Origin of the sequence: Pseudorhodoferax sp. LjRoot39 (assembly GCF_964253035.1) — a bacterium.
Taxonomy (GTDB): Bacteria; Pseudomonadota; Gammaproteobacteria; order Burkholderiales; family Burkholderiaceae_C; genus Pseudorhodoferax.
Window position 1 is genome coordinate 3858199 of sequence record NZ_CAXUQL020000001.1, and the last position, 16179, is coordinate 3874377.

Annotated in this window: 17 protein-coding genes and 1 pseudogene; 10 read left to right on the forward strand and 8 right to left on the reverse strand. The window is 70.8% G+C overall.

Annotation, left to right across the window (positions count from 1 at the left end; translation table 11 throughout):
- Positions 1–933 carry a TSUP family transporter gene (locus ACSQ4M_RS17990; RefSeq protein ID WP_436190792.1) on the reverse strand — a complete coding sequence of 311 codons (933 nt, stop codon included), beginning with the start codon at positions 931–933 and terminating at the stop codon, positions 1–3.
- 177 nt (positions 934–1110) lie between these two features.
- Here ACSQ4M_RS17990 and ACSQ4M_RS17995 point away from each other — a divergent pair, with 177 nt between their 5' ends.
- Positions 1111–1944, forward strand: coding sequence for a DODA-type extradiol aromatic ring-opening family dioxygenase (locus ACSQ4M_RS17995; protein ID WP_436190793.1), 834 nt, complete (start codon positions 1111–1113; stop codon positions 1942–1944).
- Here ACSQ4M_RS17995 and ACSQ4M_RS18000 read toward each other — a convergent pair.
- The 3 genes from ACSQ4M_RS18000 to mhpA form a co-directional block, all read right to left on the reverse strand.
- Positions 1937–2335 (reverse strand): nuclear transport factor 2 family protein, encoded by a 399-nt coding sequence (locus ACSQ4M_RS18000; protein WP_436190794.1) that lies wholly within the window; start codon positions 2333–2335, stop codon positions 1937–1939. The two genes, ACSQ4M_RS17995 and ACSQ4M_RS18000, sit on opposite strands and share 8 nt — an antisense overlap.
- 188 nt (positions 2336–2523) lie before the next feature.
- The gene (locus ACSQ4M_RS18005) at positions 2524–3477 is read right to left on the reverse strand and encodes a tripartite tricarboxylate transporter substrate-binding protein (RefSeq protein ID WP_436190795.1); all 954 of its coding nucleotides are present in this window, start codon (positions 3475–3477) and stop codon (positions 2524–2526) included.
- A gap of 3 nt (positions 3478–3480) precedes the next feature.
- Positions 3481–5082 carry a bifunctional 3-(3-hydroxy-phenyl)propionate/3-hydroxycinnamic acid hydroxylase gene (gene mhpA, locus ACSQ4M_RS18010; RefSeq protein WP_436190796.1) on the reverse strand — a complete coding sequence of 534 codons (1602 nt, stop codon included), beginning with the start codon at positions 5080–5082 and terminating at the stop codon, positions 3481–3483.
- 142 nt (positions 5083–5224) lie between these two features.
- Between mhpA and ACSQ4M_RS18015 the strand changes: the two genes are divergently transcribed.
- The 8 genes from ACSQ4M_RS18015 to ACSQ4M_RS18050 all read left to right on the forward strand — a co-directional run bounded on the left by ACSQ4M_RS18015 (position 5225) and on the right by ACSQ4M_RS18050 (position 12138).
- Positions 5225–6334: an alcohol dehydrogenase catalytic domain-containing protein gene (locus ACSQ4M_RS18015; RefSeq protein ID WP_436190797.1), complete on the forward strand. Its 1110-nt coding sequence runs from the start codon at positions 5225–5227 to the stop codon at positions 6332–6334.
- Between the two features lie 8 nt (positions 6335–6342).
- The gene (locus tag ACSQ4M_RS18020; RefSeq protein ID WP_436190798.1) at positions 6343–6888 is read left to right on the forward strand and encodes a cupin domain-containing protein; all 546 of its coding nucleotides are present in this window, start codon (positions 6343–6345) and stop codon (positions 6886–6888) included.
- 61 nt (positions 6889–6949) lie between these two features.
- Positions 6950–8170, forward strand: coding sequence for an amino acid ABC transporter substrate-binding protein (locus tag ACSQ4M_RS18025; RefSeq protein ID WP_436190799.1), 1221 nt, complete (start codon positions 6950–6952; stop codon positions 8168–8170).
- Entirely contained in the window at positions 8171–9046 is an 876-nt protein-coding gene (locus ACSQ4M_RS18030; RefSeq protein WP_436190800.1) for a branched-chain amino acid ABC transporter permease, read from the forward strand.
- Positions 9043–9960: a branched-chain amino acid ABC transporter permease gene (locus ACSQ4M_RS18035; protein ID WP_436190801.1), complete on the forward strand. Its 918-nt coding sequence runs from the start codon at positions 9043–9045 to the stop codon at positions 9958–9960. Before ACSQ4M_RS18030 ends, ACSQ4M_RS18035 begins: the two co-directional genes overlap by 4 nt.
- Entirely contained in the window at positions 9957–10691 is a 735-nt protein-coding gene (locus ACSQ4M_RS18040; protein ID WP_436190802.1) for an ABC transporter ATP-binding protein, read from the forward strand. The genes ACSQ4M_RS18035 and ACSQ4M_RS18040 overlap by 4 nt, the downstream gene beginning before the upstream one ends.
- Positions 10684–11388, forward strand: a complete 705-nt coding sequence (locus ACSQ4M_RS18045) for an ABC transporter ATP-binding protein (protein WP_436190803.1) — start codon at positions 10684–10686, stop codon at positions 11386–11388. The genes ACSQ4M_RS18040 and ACSQ4M_RS18045 overlap by 8 nt, the downstream gene beginning before the upstream one ends.
- Before the next feature lie 36 nt (positions 11389–11424).
- Positions 11425–12138 (forward strand): FCD domain-containing protein, encoded by a 714-nt coding sequence (locus ACSQ4M_RS18050; protein WP_436190804.1) that lies wholly within the window; start codon positions 11425–11427, stop codon positions 12136–12138.
- On the opposite strand, the gene solA is transcribed toward ACSQ4M_RS18050, so the two are convergent.
- Complete coding sequence (gene solA / locus ACSQ4M_RS18055) at positions 12135–13361, reverse strand: N-methyl-L-tryptophan oxidase (RefSeq protein ID WP_436190805.1); 1227 nt, start codon at positions 13359–13361, stop codon at positions 12135–12137. The genes ACSQ4M_RS18050 and solA overlap by 4 nt on opposite strands.
- Positions 13362–13377: 16 nt before the next feature.
- Complete coding sequence (locus ACSQ4M_RS18060; protein WP_436190806.1) at positions 13378–14340, reverse strand: aliphatic sulfonate ABC transporter substrate-binding protein; 963 nt, start codon at positions 14338–14340, stop codon at positions 13378–13380.
- A gap of 141 nt (positions 14341–14481) precedes the next feature.
- Between ACSQ4M_RS18060 and ACSQ4M_RS18065 the strand changes: the two genes are divergently transcribed.
- Positions 14482–15123, forward strand: coding sequence for a response regulator (locus ACSQ4M_RS18065; protein ID WP_436190807.1), 642 nt, complete (start codon positions 14482–14484; stop codon positions 15121–15123).
- A gap of 3 nt (positions 15124–15126) precedes the next feature.
- Here ACSQ4M_RS18065 and ACSQ4M_RS18070 read toward each other — a convergent pair whose 3' ends face one another.
- A complete protein-coding gene (locus tag ACSQ4M_RS18070; protein WP_436190808.1) occupies positions 15127–15789 on the reverse strand; it encodes a histidine phosphatase family protein in 663 nt (220 codons plus the stop codon).
- A gap of 5 nt (positions 15790–15794) precedes the next feature.
- A pseudogene (gene arsC, locus ACSQ4M_RS18075) lies at positions 15795–16142 on the reverse strand (arsenate reductase (glutaredoxin)); the annotation flags it as partial.
- Positions 16143–16179 lie beyond the last annotated feature (37 nt).

Sequence of the window (16179 nt, forward strand, 5' to 3'; positions counted from 1 at the left end):
TCAGAACAGCTTGTAGAGGTTGTAGGCACTGAGCGCCGAGATCAGCACGCCGACGATGGCCAGCAGCAGCTTGGTCGGCGCATGGCGGGTGAGCACGGCCGCGAACGGCGCGGCGAACAGCCCGCCGAAGACCAGGCCGGCGATCGTGGTCCAGTGCGTGAGCCCGCCCAGCATGCTGAACGACAGGCCGGTGGCCAGCGCGATGAAGAACTCCGCCGCGTTGACCGAGCCGATCGTAGTGCGCGGATCGTGCCCGCCGCCGATCAGCGAGGTCGTGACCACCGGGCCCCAGCCGCCACCGCCCACGGCGTCGACGAAGCCGCCGGTCAGCGCCAGCGGCGCGACGTACTTGGGCGGCTCGGTCTGCACGCGCAGCTGGCGCCAGACCTTGGACAGGATGTACAGGCCGATCAGCAGCAGGTAGGCCGAGATGAAGGGCTTGATGGTGTTGGCGTCGACCGAGGTCACGATATAGGCGCCGATCAGGCCGCCGGCCACGCCCGGGATCAACAGGCGCTTGAACAAGGCCTTGTTGACGTTGCCGAGCTTGAAGTGCGAGAGGCCCGAGAAGCCCGTCGTGAAGATCTCGGCGATGTGCACCGAGGCCGAGGCCGCGGCCGGCGGCACGCCCGTGGAGAGCAGGAAGGTGGTGGAGGTCACGCCGTAGGCCATGCCCAGCGCGCCATCGACGATCTGTGCGGCCAGGCCCACTGCCGCGGCGGTCCAGAAGCCGCGCGTCTGCAGGCCTTCGCCGATGGTGTGCAGGGCCTGGGGCAGCCAGCCCGCCGGCAGGGTCGCCTGGGCAATGCCCCAGGCGGCGGCGAGCAGGACCAGCGGCGGCAGCGTCCACAGCAGCCAGGTGCGGGTGCGCTGGGGCACGGCGGCAGGCGCGGTGCCGGGCTGGGCGGCGGAAGGCGTCGGTATACGAGACATGGCGATCGATCCTTGTGTTGTTGTGTGTGCAATGGATGTTAGGAATGGTCCTGGTGTGCGCCAACGAACGAAACCGCATATGCAAGTTCGCACGGCGTTGGGCGAAGGCGTGCGGCTGTTTGCAAAAGGCCGCTGCGGCCTAACATGGGGTGCAACAACGTTCTGCCAGCAGCACCCATGACCGCTTCCACCACCCCACGCCTGCCCACCTACTTCATCTCCCACGGCGGCGGCCCCTGGCCCTGGATGAAGGCCGAGATGGGCAACACCTACGCCAGGCTGGAGGCTGCGCTGGCCGACATGCCGCGCCAGATCGGCCGCAAGCCGGCCGCGGTGCTGATGCTCTCGGCCCATTGGGAGGCGCCGGCCTTCACGGTGCAGGCCACGGCCCAGCCCGGCATGATTTACGACTACGGTGGCTTTCCGCCGCACACCTACGAGGTGCACTACCGTTCGCCGGGCGCGCCGGCCGTCGCGCAGCGCGTGCAGGCGCTGCTCCAGGCCGCCGGCCTGCCAGTGGCCGTGGACACCGAGCGCGGCTACGACCACGGCATGTTCTCGCCCATGCAGGCGATCTATCCGCAGGCCGACGTGCCCGTGCTGCAGCTCTCGCTCAAGCGCGGGCTGGACCCGACCGAGCACCTGGCGCTGGGCCGCGCGCTGGCGCCGCTGCGCGACGAGGATGTGCTGATCGTGGGCAGCGGCCTGAGCTACCACAACCTGCGTGCCTTCGGCCCGCAGGCGGCCGCGCCGTCCAAGGCCTTCGACGACTGGCTGGGCCAGGCGCTCGCCAGCGCGCCCGCGCAGCGCAGCCAGGCCCTGGTGGATTGGGAGCAGGCGCCGGCCGCGCGCATCGCGCACCCGCGCGAGGAGCACCTGATCCCGCTGATGGTGGCGGTCGGCGCGGCCGAGGGCGATGCCGCCGTGCGCGTCTACCACGAGAGCGCGTTCGTCGGCGGGCTGTCGGTGTCGAGCTACCGGTTCGGGACGGCGGCGGGCGACGTCAGCTGACGCTCATTTGCAGCGGCGTGGTCTGGAACGCCAGCTGGCGCCAGCGCCCCTCGTGCAGCGCCCAGACCTGCAGCACGCGCGAGTCGATGCGCACGGTGCCGCTACCGTCCTTGCGCACGGCGACCAGCTGCTGGCGCCCGGTCATCAGCGCGGCCTCGCCCAGCACGGTGACCTGCAGGTCCGAGCGGTCGACCTGGTGGTAGTCCACATGCGTGCCGCCGGAGCGGAAGTAGCTCTCGTAGTCGTCGGTCTGGCCCTTGGCGTGCACGTGGGTGAGGCCGGGGTGCAGGATCTCGCGCAGGCGTGCGAAGTCGCCATGCTTCATCGCGTCGCAGCGCTGGGCTTCGAGGTCGAGCAGCAGGGCTGCGGTGTCGGTGGTGGTGTTGGTCATGTTCTGGTGCTATGTCAGTTGTCCACGGTGCTTCGCGCCAAACCGGCTCGCAAGCAGCGGTTCGAGAGGCCGCGGAGCAGGCCATGCCAGCAGACGCCGCGCAACGGGCTCTGCCCGGGCGCTGGCGGCGCCCCTGGAGGGGGATGGAATGGCTACACGAAGTGAGCCATTCAAACGGGGTGGTTCCATTAATCGAGCTGGATGCCCGTGGCCGCGACCTGCGCGGTCCAGCGGGCCTGGTCTTGCTGCAACAGCCGGGCGAGGCTGGCGCCATCCTCGTAGCGCGGGATCACTTCCAACCGCTTGGCAGCGGCCTGCAGCTCGGGCGTCTGCATCACGCGCTTGAGCTGCGCGCTGACTCCCGCGAGGGTGGGCGGCGCCAGCTTCGCCGGTGCGAACAACCCGTACCACTCGACCAGCTCCAGCGCGGGCAGGCGCGATTCGGTGAAGGTCGGCACGTCGGGCAGCGTCGCCAGCCGCGTGGGGTTGCTCACGGCCAGGATGCGGATGCGGCCGGCGCGGTGGTACTCCAGCATCGTGGTGACCGGGTTGACGGTGGAGGCCACCTGTCCGCCCATCAGGTCCTGCAGGCCCGGTGCCACGCCGCGGTAGGGCACGTGCACGAGCGGCGCGCCGATCTCGCGGCCCAGCATCACGCCCAGGAAGTGCGGCGCGCTGCCGGGGCCTGGCGTGGCGTAGCTGGCCTTCTCGGGATTCGCCCTGGCCCAGGCGATGTACGCCGCCAGGCTGGTGATCGGCGAATTGCCGTTCACGGCCAGCGCGAACGCGTGGTCGCACACGCAGGCGACCGGCGCGAAGTCGCGCAACGCGTCGAACGGTGGCTTTTTGTAGAGCAGTGGCACCAGCGTCAGCACGGAGGAGGGCGTCAGCAGCAGGCTGCTGCCGTCCGGCACCGCCTGGCGCACGGCCTCGGCGGCAAGCTGCCCCGAGGCGCCTGACTTGTTGTCGACGACATAGCTGATGGCGGCATCGGCCAGCAACGGTGCGAGCGCGCGCGCCAGGCTGTCGGCCGTGCCACCGGCCGGGAAGCCGACGACGAGCTTGCGCACGGCCGGCGTGCCTTGCGCCCAGGCCGGGACGGCCAGGGCAGCGCCGGTGGCGAGGAAAGTGCGGCGGTCCATGGCTTATCCCAACGATGCGGTTGCCCGCGCAACACCCAGGGCCTCACAGGCACGGGCCAGCATGGCCCCGATCTGCGCGGGGCTCTCTGCCACGCCGAAGACGACGTGGTCGGGCCGCACCAGCGCGGCAGTGCAGCCGTGCTGCGCGAACCAGCCGGCCAGCACGCCGTCCTGCTCGGTGAAGGCCTGCGCGCCAGCGGCTTGCGTCAGGCCGTCCAGATGCACAGCCTGCGCCTGCAGGCTGGCCAGTGACTCGGCCCACTGGTCAAGCTGCGCGGCCAGCGGCGCATCGCGCAGCACCAGCAGGAAGCCGTTCGGCACCAGGTCGTCCAGCATGCGTGCTGGGGCCTCGCTGTGCGCGCGCACCACCGGCTGCGGGAACGGCGTGCCCGCAGGCGCCGTGTCGCTGTCGATCAGGCCGTGGTGGATGCCCGGCAGCAGGCTCTGGCGCAGCTGCATGCGGACCTGGCCGCCCTGAACCGCGCGCAACTGGCGGTCGCGCTCCGCGGCCTTGGCCGGGTCGCGCTCGCAGATGATCTGGCCCAGGCGCTTGACGGTGGCCGTGACGTCCTGCACCTGCGGTCCGCGTTCGTCGCCGTAGCTGTCGAGCAGGCTGTCGGGCGCGCGGCCGGTCAGCACCCAGTCCAGCTTCCAGGCCAGGTTGGTCGCGTCGCGCAAACCCTGACACATGCCCTGCGCCAGGAAGGGCGGCATCTGGTGCGCGCTGTCGCCGGCCAGCAGCACCGGCCCCTTGCGCCACTGCTCCAGCACGACGGCGTGGAAGCGGTAGGTGGCGGCGCGCCAGATGCTCGCCTCGCCGGGCGCGACCCAGGGCGCCAGCAGCTGCCAGATGGCCTGCTGCGGCATCTCGCGCTGCTCGGCCTCGTGCGGCAGCAGCAGGAACTCCCAGCGGCGGTGGTTGCCGGGCCCGACGACATAGGTGCAGGGCCGCGCCGGATTGCAGTACTGGATGTTGGTGGCCGGCAGCTGCGCGAGCTTGGACTCCGCGATGCGCATGTCCACCACGATCCAGGGCTCGTCGAACTCCAGGCTGCGCAGCTGCAGGCCCAGGCGCTTGCGCGTGGGGCTGGTGCCACCGTCGCAGGCGACGACGTAACGCGCATGCACCTCCTGCGGCACGCCGTCCCGCCCGGCCACCGCCAGCACCGCGCCGCCCTCGGCCTCGCGCAGCCCGGTGACCTCGCTGCCCAGGTGCACCTGCACGTTGGGCATGGCCTGCACGGCCGCGCGCAGCGTCGCCTCCAGCGCCGGCTGGTTGAAGGTGTACGAGGGCGCCCAGGCCAGCGGCCAGGGTGCAGGCCCCATGTCGAAGTGCTGGATGGGTTCGCCGTCCTGGCCCTGGTAGAGGGTGGGGCGGTAGCGCATGGTGTGCGGCGCAAGAAGGTCGGCGATGCCGATCTCCTGGAAGGTGCGCATGGCCTCGTGGTCCAGCGCGAAGGCGCGCGGCAGCGGGTAGACCGTCTCGGATTTGTCGAACACCACGACGCGCCGGCCGCGGCGGCCGAGCAGCGCGGCCAGCGCGGCGCCGACCGGGCCGAAGCCGACGATGGCGACGTCGAACGACGCAGGTTTGGTTGGGGACATGGAAGCCTGAGGTTGTGCGGGAATGCGCAAATTGTGCATAAAACAATTCTTTCTGCACCAAGGGTTGTCCCCGATGGCAGTCGCTCTCGCGTCGAAATTTAATGCACAAAAATTCTTTTACGCATTTTTCAAAGGAGACGACATGGCAATGATGAAAGCGGCCCGCCTGCACAAGGTGGGTGCCCCGATGGAGATCGAACAGCTGCCCATTCCGCTGCCGGGCGACAACGACGTGCAGGTGCGGGTGCATGCCTGCGGCATCGTGCCCAACCTGGGCAACATCCTGGCGAACTGGACCACCTGGTTCCCCGAGCTGCCGCTGCCGCCGCTGCCGGCCATCTTCGGCCTGGACCCGGCCGGCGAGGTCACGGCCGTGGGCTCGCACGTGCACGCCTGGAAGCCGGGCGACCGCGTGTACGTGAACCCCGGCCTGTACTGCGGCGGCTGCCGCGCCTGCCGCAATGGCGACCTGATCAACTGCACGCACTACGCGTTCAGCGGCTACTTCGGCTTCTCGCAGAACGCGCTCAAGCTGTTCAAGAACTACCCCTACGGCGGCCTGGGCCAGTACATGATCGCGCCGCAGTACGCGCTGGTGAAGCTGCCCGACAACGTGAGCTTCAACCAGGCCGCGCGCTTCGGCTACCTGGGCACCATGTATTCGGCCATGCGCAAGGCCAAGGTCGGCCCGGGCCGCAGCGTGCTGATCAACGGCATCAGCGGCACGCTGGGCATCGGCGGCGCGCTGTTCGGCCTGGCCATGGGCGCCACGCGCATCCTGGGCACGGGGCGCAACAAGGAACTGCTGGAGCGCGTCAAGGCGCTGGCGCCGGACCGCATCGAGGTCTTCTCCAACGCCGACGGCGGCGCCATCGACACCTGGGCCAAATCGGTCACCGACGGCCTGGGCGTGGACACCTTCATCGACGCGCTGGGCCCGGGCGCGCCGCACGAATCGCTGCAGCAGGGCGTGCGTGCGCTCAAGCGCGGCGGCGCGGCCTGGAACATCGGCGCCATCATGGGCATGGTGGGCATGGACCTGCACACCATGATGGACGACCAGCAGAGCATCAGCGGCTCGGCCTGGTTCACCGCCGGCGAAGGGCAGGACATGGCCGACATGGCCGCGGCCGGCACGCTGGACCTGTCGGTGTTCGAGCAGGTCTGCTATCCGCTGGACCGGGTGAACGAGGCGATCTCGGGCATCGCGGGCCGCAACGGCGGCTTCAGCAACTTTGTCATCAACCCCTGAGGTCCGCCATGCAGATCAGACGTGTCGTCGTCGGCACCGGTGCCGATGGCAAATCCCGTGTGCTCACGGATGCCGTGGCGCCCCGCCGCGCCGAGTTCACCACGGTGCCGGGCTTCGTGGCATCCCTGCTGTGGTCCACGGGCGCGGCCGAGACGGTGGCGCGCGGCGCCGCCATCACCGACCGCACGCCGCAGGTGGGCTTCGTGCCCGCGCCGGGAGAGTCGCGGCTGATGATCGTCACGTTCCCGCCCGACGCGGTGATGATGCGCGCCGATTTCGATGGCGCCGCCTTCGGTGCCGAGTTCGGCCGGCTGGTGCCGGGCCTGGCCGAGACCTTCGAGCCCGACCACCCCGGCATGCACACCACCGACAGCATCGACTACGACATCGTGCTGGAAGGCGAGATCACGCTGGAGCTGGACGACGGCCAGCAGGTGCTGCTGCGCCAGCACGAGGTGGCGGTGCAGCACGGCAACCGCCACGCCTGGCGCAACCTGGGCGACCGGCCGGCCACGATGCTGTTCGTGCTGATGGGCGCACGCCGACAAGGCTGAGCGCCCCCACAGGCGGCGCGCGCCGCGCCGCCTGTTTCCACCATCGACGAGGAGACAAGACATGACTGCACAAGCAAGCCGTCGCGCCATCGTGCGCGCGCTCGGAGGCGCGGCCCTGGCCGCCACGGTTCCCGCATCCCTGGTGCGGGCGCAGGCCGGCGAGAAGATCAGGATCGGCTGGGCCATCTCGAAGACCGGCCCCTTCGCCGGCGGCGCCGCCTCGGCCCAACTGCCCAACTACCGGCTCTGGGTGGACGACGTGAACAAGGCCGGCGGCATCGGCGTCGGCGGCAGCAAGCGCTTGCTGGAGGTGGTGGAGTACGACGACCGCAGCCAGCCCGAGGAGGCCGTGCGCGCCATCGAGCGCCTCGTGAATCAGGACAAGGTCGACTTCGTGCTGCCGCCCTGGGGCACGGGCATGAACCTGGCCGTGGCGCCCGCCATCCACAAGGGCGGCTTCCCGATGATCATGCCCACCTGCATCACCGACCAGATGCCGCAGCTGGTCAAGCGCTGGAACAACATGTTCTCGCTGCTGGGCACGCCGTCGAACTACTCCGACGCCATCGTCGCGCTGCTCACGCAGATGCGCAGCGACGGCAAGATCGGCAACAAGGTGGCCATGGTCAACGTGACCGACCAGGGCGGGCTGGAGCTGGCGGCTGCCGCGCGCAAGTCGCTCAAGGCGGCCAAGTTCGACATCGTGGTCGACAGCAGCTACCCGATCTCCACCCAGGACATGACGCCGCTGATCGCCGACGCCCAGCGCGCCAACCCCGACGCGTTCCTGGCCTTCAGCTACCCGCCCGACACGCTGGGTCTGACCGAGGCCGCACGCGTGCGCGGCTTCAACCCGAAGCTGTTCTACGTGGGCGTGGGCAGCGCACTGCCGCTGTACGCCAACAAGTTCGGCGCCAACGCCGAGGGCGTGATGGGGCCGGGCGGCTGGAACCCGAACTCGGACGCCATCAAGGCCTACATCGGCCGGCACCAGGCGCTGATCGGCCAGCCGCCCGAGCAATGGGTCAGCGTGCTGTGCTATTCGGGCCTGCAGGCGCTGGCCCAGGCCATCGAGAAGGTCGGCAAGCTCGACCGCGCGGCCATCATCGCGGCGCTGGGCTCCAGCACCTTCGACACCGTGGCCGGGCCGCTCAAGTTCGACAACCACATCCTGGCCGGCGGTTGGACGGTGGGCCAGTGGCAGGGCGGCACGTTCGCGGCCATCGCGCCCAGGCAGGCCGGCGCCAGGGAGCCCGTCGCCAAGCCCGCCTGGAAGGTCTGAATGCGGCTCGTCGACGCACTGATCTTCGGGCTGACGCTGGGCGGCACCTACGCGCTGATCGCGCTGGGCCTGAACCTGCAGTACGGCGTGGCGCGTATCCTGAATCTCGCCTACGGCGAGATGCTGATCGCCGCGGCGCTGGGCGCGCTTGTGCTGTTCACGCAGACCGGCGTCTCGCCGCTGCTGGCGCTGGTGCTGCTGGTGCCGGTGGCGGGCTTCACGGGCGCGCTGCTGTACCGGGTGGCGCTGCAGCCGCTGGTGCGGCGCGCGCGCAGCCGCGAGGCGCTGGAGGCCGACAGCATCCTGTCGACCTTCGGCCTGCTGTTCGTGCTGCAGGGCCTGATGCTGGCCGGCTTCGGCGGGAACTACCTGAGCTACTCCTACCTGGCGGTGCCGGTCGATGTGCTGGGCACCACGGTCTCGGCCAACCGCCTGCTGGCGCTGGTGGTGGCGCTGGTGCTGGGCGGCGGGCTGTTCCTGCTGCTCACGCGCACCCGCATCGGCACGGCGCTGCGCGCGGTGGCGGTGGCGCCGGAGTCCGCGCCGCTGGTCGCCATCGACGTGGCGAAGATCGCGATGCTGGCCTTCGCGCTAGGCACCGCGCTGGTGGCCGTGGCAGGCGTGCTGGTCAGCATGTTCTCGACCTTCAGCGCCACCATGGGCGTGCTGTTCACGATGAAGGCACTGATCGTGGTGATGATGGGCGGCGTGGGCAACTTCGTCGGCTGCGTGCTGGCGGCGCTGCTGCTGGGGCTGAGCGAGAGCCTGGTCTCCACCTATGTGGACCCGGGCCTCACGCTGGCGGCGAACTACGCGATCTTTTTGTTCGTGCTGGTGTTCCGGCCCGCGGGGCTGTTCGGAAAGGGCCGGCGATGAGCAAGAAGACCAAGCTGTTCTACGCGGCGTCGCTGGTCGCCTTCGTCGCCCTGGCGTTCGCGCCGCATGGGGGCAACGACTACACGACCTCGCTGCTGATCAACCTGCTGCTGTATGCCAACCTGGCCACGGCCTGGGGCATCTTCTGCGGCACCACGCGCTTCATCTCGCTGGCGACCGTGGCCTTCTTCGGCGTGGGCTGCTACAGCGTGGCCGTGCTGTCCGAGCACCTGCCCTGGCCGGCGGTGCTGGCGGTGGCCGCGCTGCTGGGCGGCGTGCTGGCGCTGGCCATCGGCATCTGCACCTTGCGCCTCTCGGGCATGTACTTCGTGGTGTTCAGCTTCGGCATGGCCGAGATGATCCGCCAGCTGGTGACCTGGTACGAATCGAAGATCGCCGGTTCGGTCGGGCGCTACGTGTTCCTGGAGATCACGGCCGCGCAGATCTACTGGCAGCTGCTGGGCCTGCTGGCGCTGCTGTGGGTGCTGGGCGCCTGGCTGGCGCGCTCGCGCCTGGGCTTCGCGCTGCGGCTGATCGGCGAGGACGAGACGGCTGCGCGCAGCTGCGGCATCCACACCGTGGGCGTGCGGCTGGCGGTGCTCACCGTCACGGCCATGTTCATGGCGCTGGCCGGCGCCATCGTGGCGCCGCGCTGGACCTACATCGAGCCGTCCATCGCGTTCAACGCGCTGGTGTCGTTCCAGGTGGTGGTGATGGCGCTGCTGGGCGGGGTGGCGGCCTTCTACGGCCCCATCCTGGGCGTGGTGCCGCTGGTGCTGGCGTTCGAGGCGCTGACCAAGTACTTCCCGGACCACTTCAGCATCGTGCTGGGCGCCATCTTCCTGGTGATCGTCTATGTGCTGCCGCGCGGCCTGCTGGGCGCGGGCCAACGCCTGTTCCGGAGACGCGCATGACCGCAGAACCCTTGCTCGAAGTCGCCGACCTGTCGCGCCGCTTCGGTGGGCTCAAGGCCGTGGACGGCCTGTCGCTGCAGGTCGGCCGGGGCGAGATCGTCGGCCTGCTCGGACCCAACGGCTCGGGCAAGACCACGGCGCTGAACCTGATCAGCGGCGCGCTGGCGCCCGACCGCGGATCGGTGAAGCTGGGCGGCCAGGAGACCGCGGGCGCGCCCAGCCACCGCGTGGCGCGCCTGGGCATCGCGCGCACCTTCCAGCTGGTGCGGCTGTTCCAGACCATGACGGTGCTGGAGAACGTGGTGGCCGGCATGGCGTTCACGCATGAACCCCGCTTCGGCGCGGCGGCTGCAGCGGACGCGCTCGCGCTGCTGGAGAAGGTGGGCCTGGCCGACCGCGCGGCGCAGCCCGCCGCCGACCTGACCTACATCGACCAGAAGCGCCTGGAGCTGGCCCGCTGCCTGGCCAGCCGCCCGCGCGTGCTGCTGCTGGACGAATGGCTGGCGGGCCTGAACCCCACCGAGCTGCAGCTGGCCATCGGCCTGGTGCGCTCGCTCAAGGACGAGGGTGTCTCCATCCTCATGGTCGAACATGTGCTCGAAGCCGTGCGCTCGCTGTGCGACCACTGCGTGGTGATGAACGCGGGCCAGCGCATCGCCGCCGGCACAGCCGCCGCCGTGCTGGCCGACCCAGAGGTCGTGCGCGCCTACCTGGGAAACGAACATGCTTGAGGTGCAGCAACTCAGCGCGCACTACGGCCAGCACCAGGCGCTGCACGGCGTGGACCTGCAGGTGGAGGCCGGCGAGGTGGTCAGCGTGCTCGGCGCGAACGGCGCCGGCAAGTCCACGCTGCTCAAGTGCATCGCCGGCCTCATGGCCAGCCGCAGCGCAGGCCTGTCGCTGGCTGGCAAGCCCGTCTGCGGCCTGAAGCCCGACCAGCGCGTGGAGGCCGGCATCGCGCTGGTGCCCGAGGGGCGCGGCGTGTTCGGCGAGCTGACGGTGCAGGAGAACCTGTTCCTGGGCGCCTACCCGCGGCGGGCCCGCGCCGGCGAGCAACGCAACCTGGCGCGCGTGCTGGAGCTGTTCCCGCGCCTGCGCGAGCGGCTGCCGCAGAGCGTGCGCACCATGAGCGGCGGCGAGCAGCAGATGGTGGCGATCGGCCGCGCGCTGATGTCCAGCCCCGAGGTGCTGCTGCTGGACGAGCCTTCGCTGGGCCTGTCGCCGCTGATGGTGTCCGAGCTGTTCAAGTCGCTCGAACGCGTGCGCGATGCCAAGGTGGCCGTGCTGCTCGTGGAGCAGAACGCCAGGCGCAGCCTGCAGCTCTCGTCGCGCGGCTACCTGCTGGAGCAGGGCCGCGTGGTCGGCACCGACAGCGCGGCCGCGCTGCTGGCCAGCGCGGCGGTGCAGCGGGCCTACCTGGGCGCGTGAAGCCGGCCGCAAGACTCTCTCCATCAGGAAGTCTTTATGCATAAAATCTTCGACATGCACAATGAAGAGATCTTGCTGCGCCGGCCGCCGCTCGCCGACCAGGCCTTCACGAACCTGCGGCGCGATGTGCTGGCTGGCACCTTCGGCGCGGGCGCCAAGCTCAAGGTCGACGAGCTGCAGGCGGTCTACGGCCTGTCGAGCAGCCCGCTGCGCGAGGCCCTGAGCCGGCTCGCGCAGGAGGGGCTGATCCGCGCGGACGAGCGCCGCGGCTTCCGCGTGGCGGCGATCTCCGAGGACGACCTGGCCGACATCACCCGCATGCGGCTCATGCTCGACGTGGGCGCGCTGCGCGAATCCATGGCGCAGGGTGATGACGCCTGGGAGGCGGCCGTCGTCTCGGCCTACCACCGGCTGGAGAAGGTCGAGTCGCGCCTCTCCGACGGCCCCGTGGTGCTGGACGACGAGTGGGCCCAGCTGCACCGCAGCTTCCACCTGTCGCTGCTGGCGGCATGCCCGTCGGAGCGCCAGCGGCTCTGGGGCGCCAGCCTGTTCGACCAGGCCGAGCGCTACCGGCGCTTCTCGGCGCGCTACCGCACGATCGGCCGGCGCAAGTCGAACGACCACCGCAGGATCATGGACGCCGCGCTGCGCCGCGATGCCGACACCGCCTGTGCGCTGCTCGAAGAGCACATCCTCGGAACCCAGCGCAACGTGGCGGCCGCGCTGCAGCGCGCCGCAGCCCAGGCCTAGGCGGCCTGCGCGGACGCCGCTGCGCGCCGCTTGAACGAAGCCAGCAGCGCGCCCGTTCCCACATCGAGCAGCTTGAGCGCGATGGCCTCGCCCAGCCCGGCCGAGTGCTTGAAGCCGTGGCCCGAGCAGGCCGAGGCCACCCAGACGGGCAGGCCGTCGCCGAGCCGGTCGACCACGAAATCGCGGTCGCGCGTGACCGTGTACATGCAGGCGCGCGATTGCAGCGCCTGCGGCCCGGCCTGCGGAAAGCGGCCGGCGACGCGGCTGGCGTGCATGGCGGCGGCTTCCTCCAGGCCGACCTCGCGCTGCAGCGCCTCGGGTGTGGTCGGCGCCAGGTACTGCTCGGTCGCCACCTTGAGCGCGGGCTGCGCCGGGTCGGCCGCGGGAAAACCGTAGAAGTAGTCCTCCTCGCCGTCGCCGTACATCCAGATGAAGACCGGAAAGCGCCCCGGCGCGAAGGCCGGCGCCGCCTCGGGCGGCAGCGCGAACCAGTGCATGGTCTGGCGGTACACGGCGAACTCGCCGGCCCAGGGCGCCCAGGCCTGCGCGCCCAGGCCCTGCAGCAGGCCGGGCAGCCAGGCGCCGGCCGACAGCACGACCTGGCGCGCGCGGTGGCGGCCCTGGTCGGTGACCAGGGTCACGCTGCCGTCGCCGTGCGGCTCCAGGGCCAGCACGGTCTCGCCGCTGCGCAGATGGGCGCCGGCCGCGCGGGCCACGGCCAGCTGCGCGCGGATGGCCTGCTCGGGCCGCACCAGTCCGGCCTCGGGTTCCCAGTAGCCGATCTCGTCGCCGCGCAGCGCGAAGGGCGGGAAGCGGCGCCGGATCTCGCGCGCGTCCAGCAGTTCGTGCGCGATGCCGTGGCGCTGCGCGCTGCCGATGGTGCGGCGCAGGAAGTCGGGCTTGCCATGGTGCACGCGGCGGCTGTGCTCGCTGCCCAGCACCAGGCCGCCCGTGGCCTCGTACAGCGGCAGGCCGGTCTGGCGTTCGAGTTCGCGCCAGATCGCGTGCGAGCGTCGCACCAGCGGCACGTAGGCGTCGCCCTCGCCGATGGCCAGCCGCGTGATGCGCGACTCGCCGTGCGAGGAACCCAGGTCGTGCGGCGGCGCATGCCGGTCCAGCCCCAGCACGCGCGCGCCGCGCTGGGCCAGCGGGCGCACGATGGCGCTGCCCAGGGCGCCCAGGCCGACCACGGCCACGTCATAGGGTTCGTCGTTCGTGCTCATGCGGCGGGATTGGAACTCAAACGAGGCCCAGGTCCAGGAATGCGTCCTTGACCTGCACGGGCCTGGGGATCAGCTTGATCTTGGCGAAGGCATCGGCCAGCAGCTGCTGGTCCTGCGCGATCGCGTCGCTGAGTGGCACCACGCCGTACGCGCGCCGCTCGGTGGCCAGGGCCAGCACCTGCGGGTCGACCTTGAGCTGCGGTGCCAGCGTCGCCACCACCTCCTTGGGATTGGCCTGCGACCAGGTGTTGGCCTTGCGCAGTTCGGCGAACACGGTGCGCAGCAGGTCCTGCTGCGCGCGCGCCACCTCGGGCCGGGCGAAGTGGTAGGTGCGGTTGGCCGACAGGCCGGTGCCGTCGAACAGCAGCCGCGCGCCGGTGGCCACCTGGGCGCCGGCCAGGAACGGGTCCCACAGGCCGATGGCGGCCACGCTGCCCGATTGCAGTGCGGCCACCGTGTCCGAGGCGGTGACGATGTAGACCGCCTCCACATCCTCGTAGCGCAGGCCGGCAGCCTCCAGGGCGCGGATCAGGATGTACTGGCTGTTGTAGCCGCGGCCCGTGGCCACGCGCTTGCCCTTGAGGTCGGCCACGGTCTTGAACGGCGCATCGGCCGGCACCAGGAAGCCCACGCCGCGCGGGTAGGGGCTCTCGGCCGCGAGGTAGGCCAGGCCCTTGCTGCTGGCCTGCTGGAACACGCCGATGCCGTCGGAGGCATGGCCGAAATCGATGGCGCCGGCGGCCAGTGCCTCCGACAGCTGGCCGCCACCCAGGAACTCGTGCCACTCGACCTTGGCGCCCTGAACCGCGAGGGCTTTCTCCAGCTGGCCCGTGCCCTTGAGGATGTTGAGCGTGTTGAACTTCTGGTAGCCGATGCGGATGGTGCGCGGGGCCTGGGCGAGTACGGCGGGTGCCGCCAGCACGGCGGCGCCAGAGGCAGCGAGTTGCAGGGCCTGGCGGCGGCGCAGAGGAAGGGACATGGGGGTGTGATCCGTCGTGACAACGCTGCCGAGCGTAGGCATGCCGGCGCGCCGACGCCACGAAGAACTTCGCATGTGCATATGCGCGCGCTGCGGCTACAGTGGTCGCCTCGCCGCCCCGGCCCGATGGGAGCATCCGCCATGCAGGATTTCGCCGCTCTGGTTTCCGCCCTGGCATCGCTGGCCTGGCCTGCGGTCTGTGCCTTCCTGCTGATCTGGCTGCGCGGCCCGGTCGGCGAACTGATCGCCTCGGCCAAGCAGCGCAAGTTCAAGATCGCCATCGCCGGCAACGAACTGAGCATGGAAGAGGCGGCAGAGCAGCAAAGCCAGGTGGTGCTGGACCTGCAGACCAAGCTCGCGGAACTCGAGAAACGCCTCGGCCCGCCACCCGAGGCCGCCGCGGCACCGATGGCCGCCCGCACGGTGCAGCCGGCACGCGGGCACCGCGTGCTGTGGGTCGACGACGTGCCGCGCAACAACAGCTACCTGATCGCCGCCTTGCAGGAGCGCGGCGTCGAGGTGGACACCGCGCTGAGTACCGACGAGGGCCTGGCCAGGTTCGCCGCGCAGCGCTACGACGTGGTCGTGACCGACATGGGCCGGCCCGAAGGCCGCACCGCCGGCATCGACCTCGTGCGCAGGCTGCGGGCGCTGGGCACCCAGGTGCCGCTGTACATCTACTGCAGCATGGACGCGGCCAAGCGCTGGCGCGACGAGGCGCTGCAGGCCGGCGCCAGCGACATCACGGCCTCAGGCACCAGCCTGCTCGGCGTGCTGCCCTGAACGCTACTGGATCTGCACCGCCTGCTCGCCCGGCGTGGGCAGCGCGCGCGGCAGCGCCGCGGCGAAGCGGATCGCCCAGTGCCCGTCGTCGCCATGCAGCGCGTAGCTGCAGCAGTTGGGCATGGGCAGGCCGAGCTGGAACGCGCGGAAGGCCTGCATGGCGCGCGTGCTGTCCACCGGAAAGCCCATGCAGCGCCAGACCAGCATGGCCAGCCACATGCCGTGGCCGAACACCACGCTGCGGTCGGGCAGGGCCTCGAGCCGCACGCGCACCTGGTCCACGCGGCCGGCGAAGGCCAGGAAGCTCTCGGCCCCCGGGCCCGTGCAGTGCGCGGGCTCGGCGCGCGCCCAGTAGGCGTCGATGAGCGGCTTGCGCGCCAGGTTGGTGGTGCCAGCCACCTCGTCGGGCGGCAAGGTCACGAACTCGTGCAGGTTCGCGATGGTCTCGATCGGCAGCTGCCAGCGCGCGGCGCAGGGCGCGGCCGTGTGCTGCGCGCGCTGGTAGTGCGAGCTGAACACCTGGGCCGGCTGCCAGTCCATGCTGCGGGCCCAGTGCGCGGCCTGGGCGATGCCGGTGGCGGTGAGCGGGATCAGGGCCGGGTCGCCACTGGGCAGGCCCGCATTGGCCTCACTCTCGCCATGGCGCACCAGGGTGATGGTCTTCATGCGGCGGGCAGCAGGTCCAGCACCAGATCGCCGGGGCGGCACAGCCGGGTGCCGCGCGGCGTCTCGACGATGGGGCGGTTCATGAGCACGGGGTGCTGCACCATCTGTTCGATCAGTTGCGCGTCGGTCCACTTCGCGTCGTCCAGGCCCAGTTCGGCGTAGCGCGCCTCCTTGCTGCGCAGCAGTTCGCGTGGCGCGATGCCCATGGCGGCGACGAGGCCGGCCAGCCGCTCGGCCGTGGGCGGGGTCTGGAGGTACTCGACGATCTCGGGTTCGATGCCACGCTCGCGCAGCAGGGCCAGCGCGCTGCGCGAGTTGCTGCAGGCGGGGTTGTGGAAGATGGTGGCGTGCATGCGGTCGATGATACGGACGGCGGCGCTGCCAGGCGGC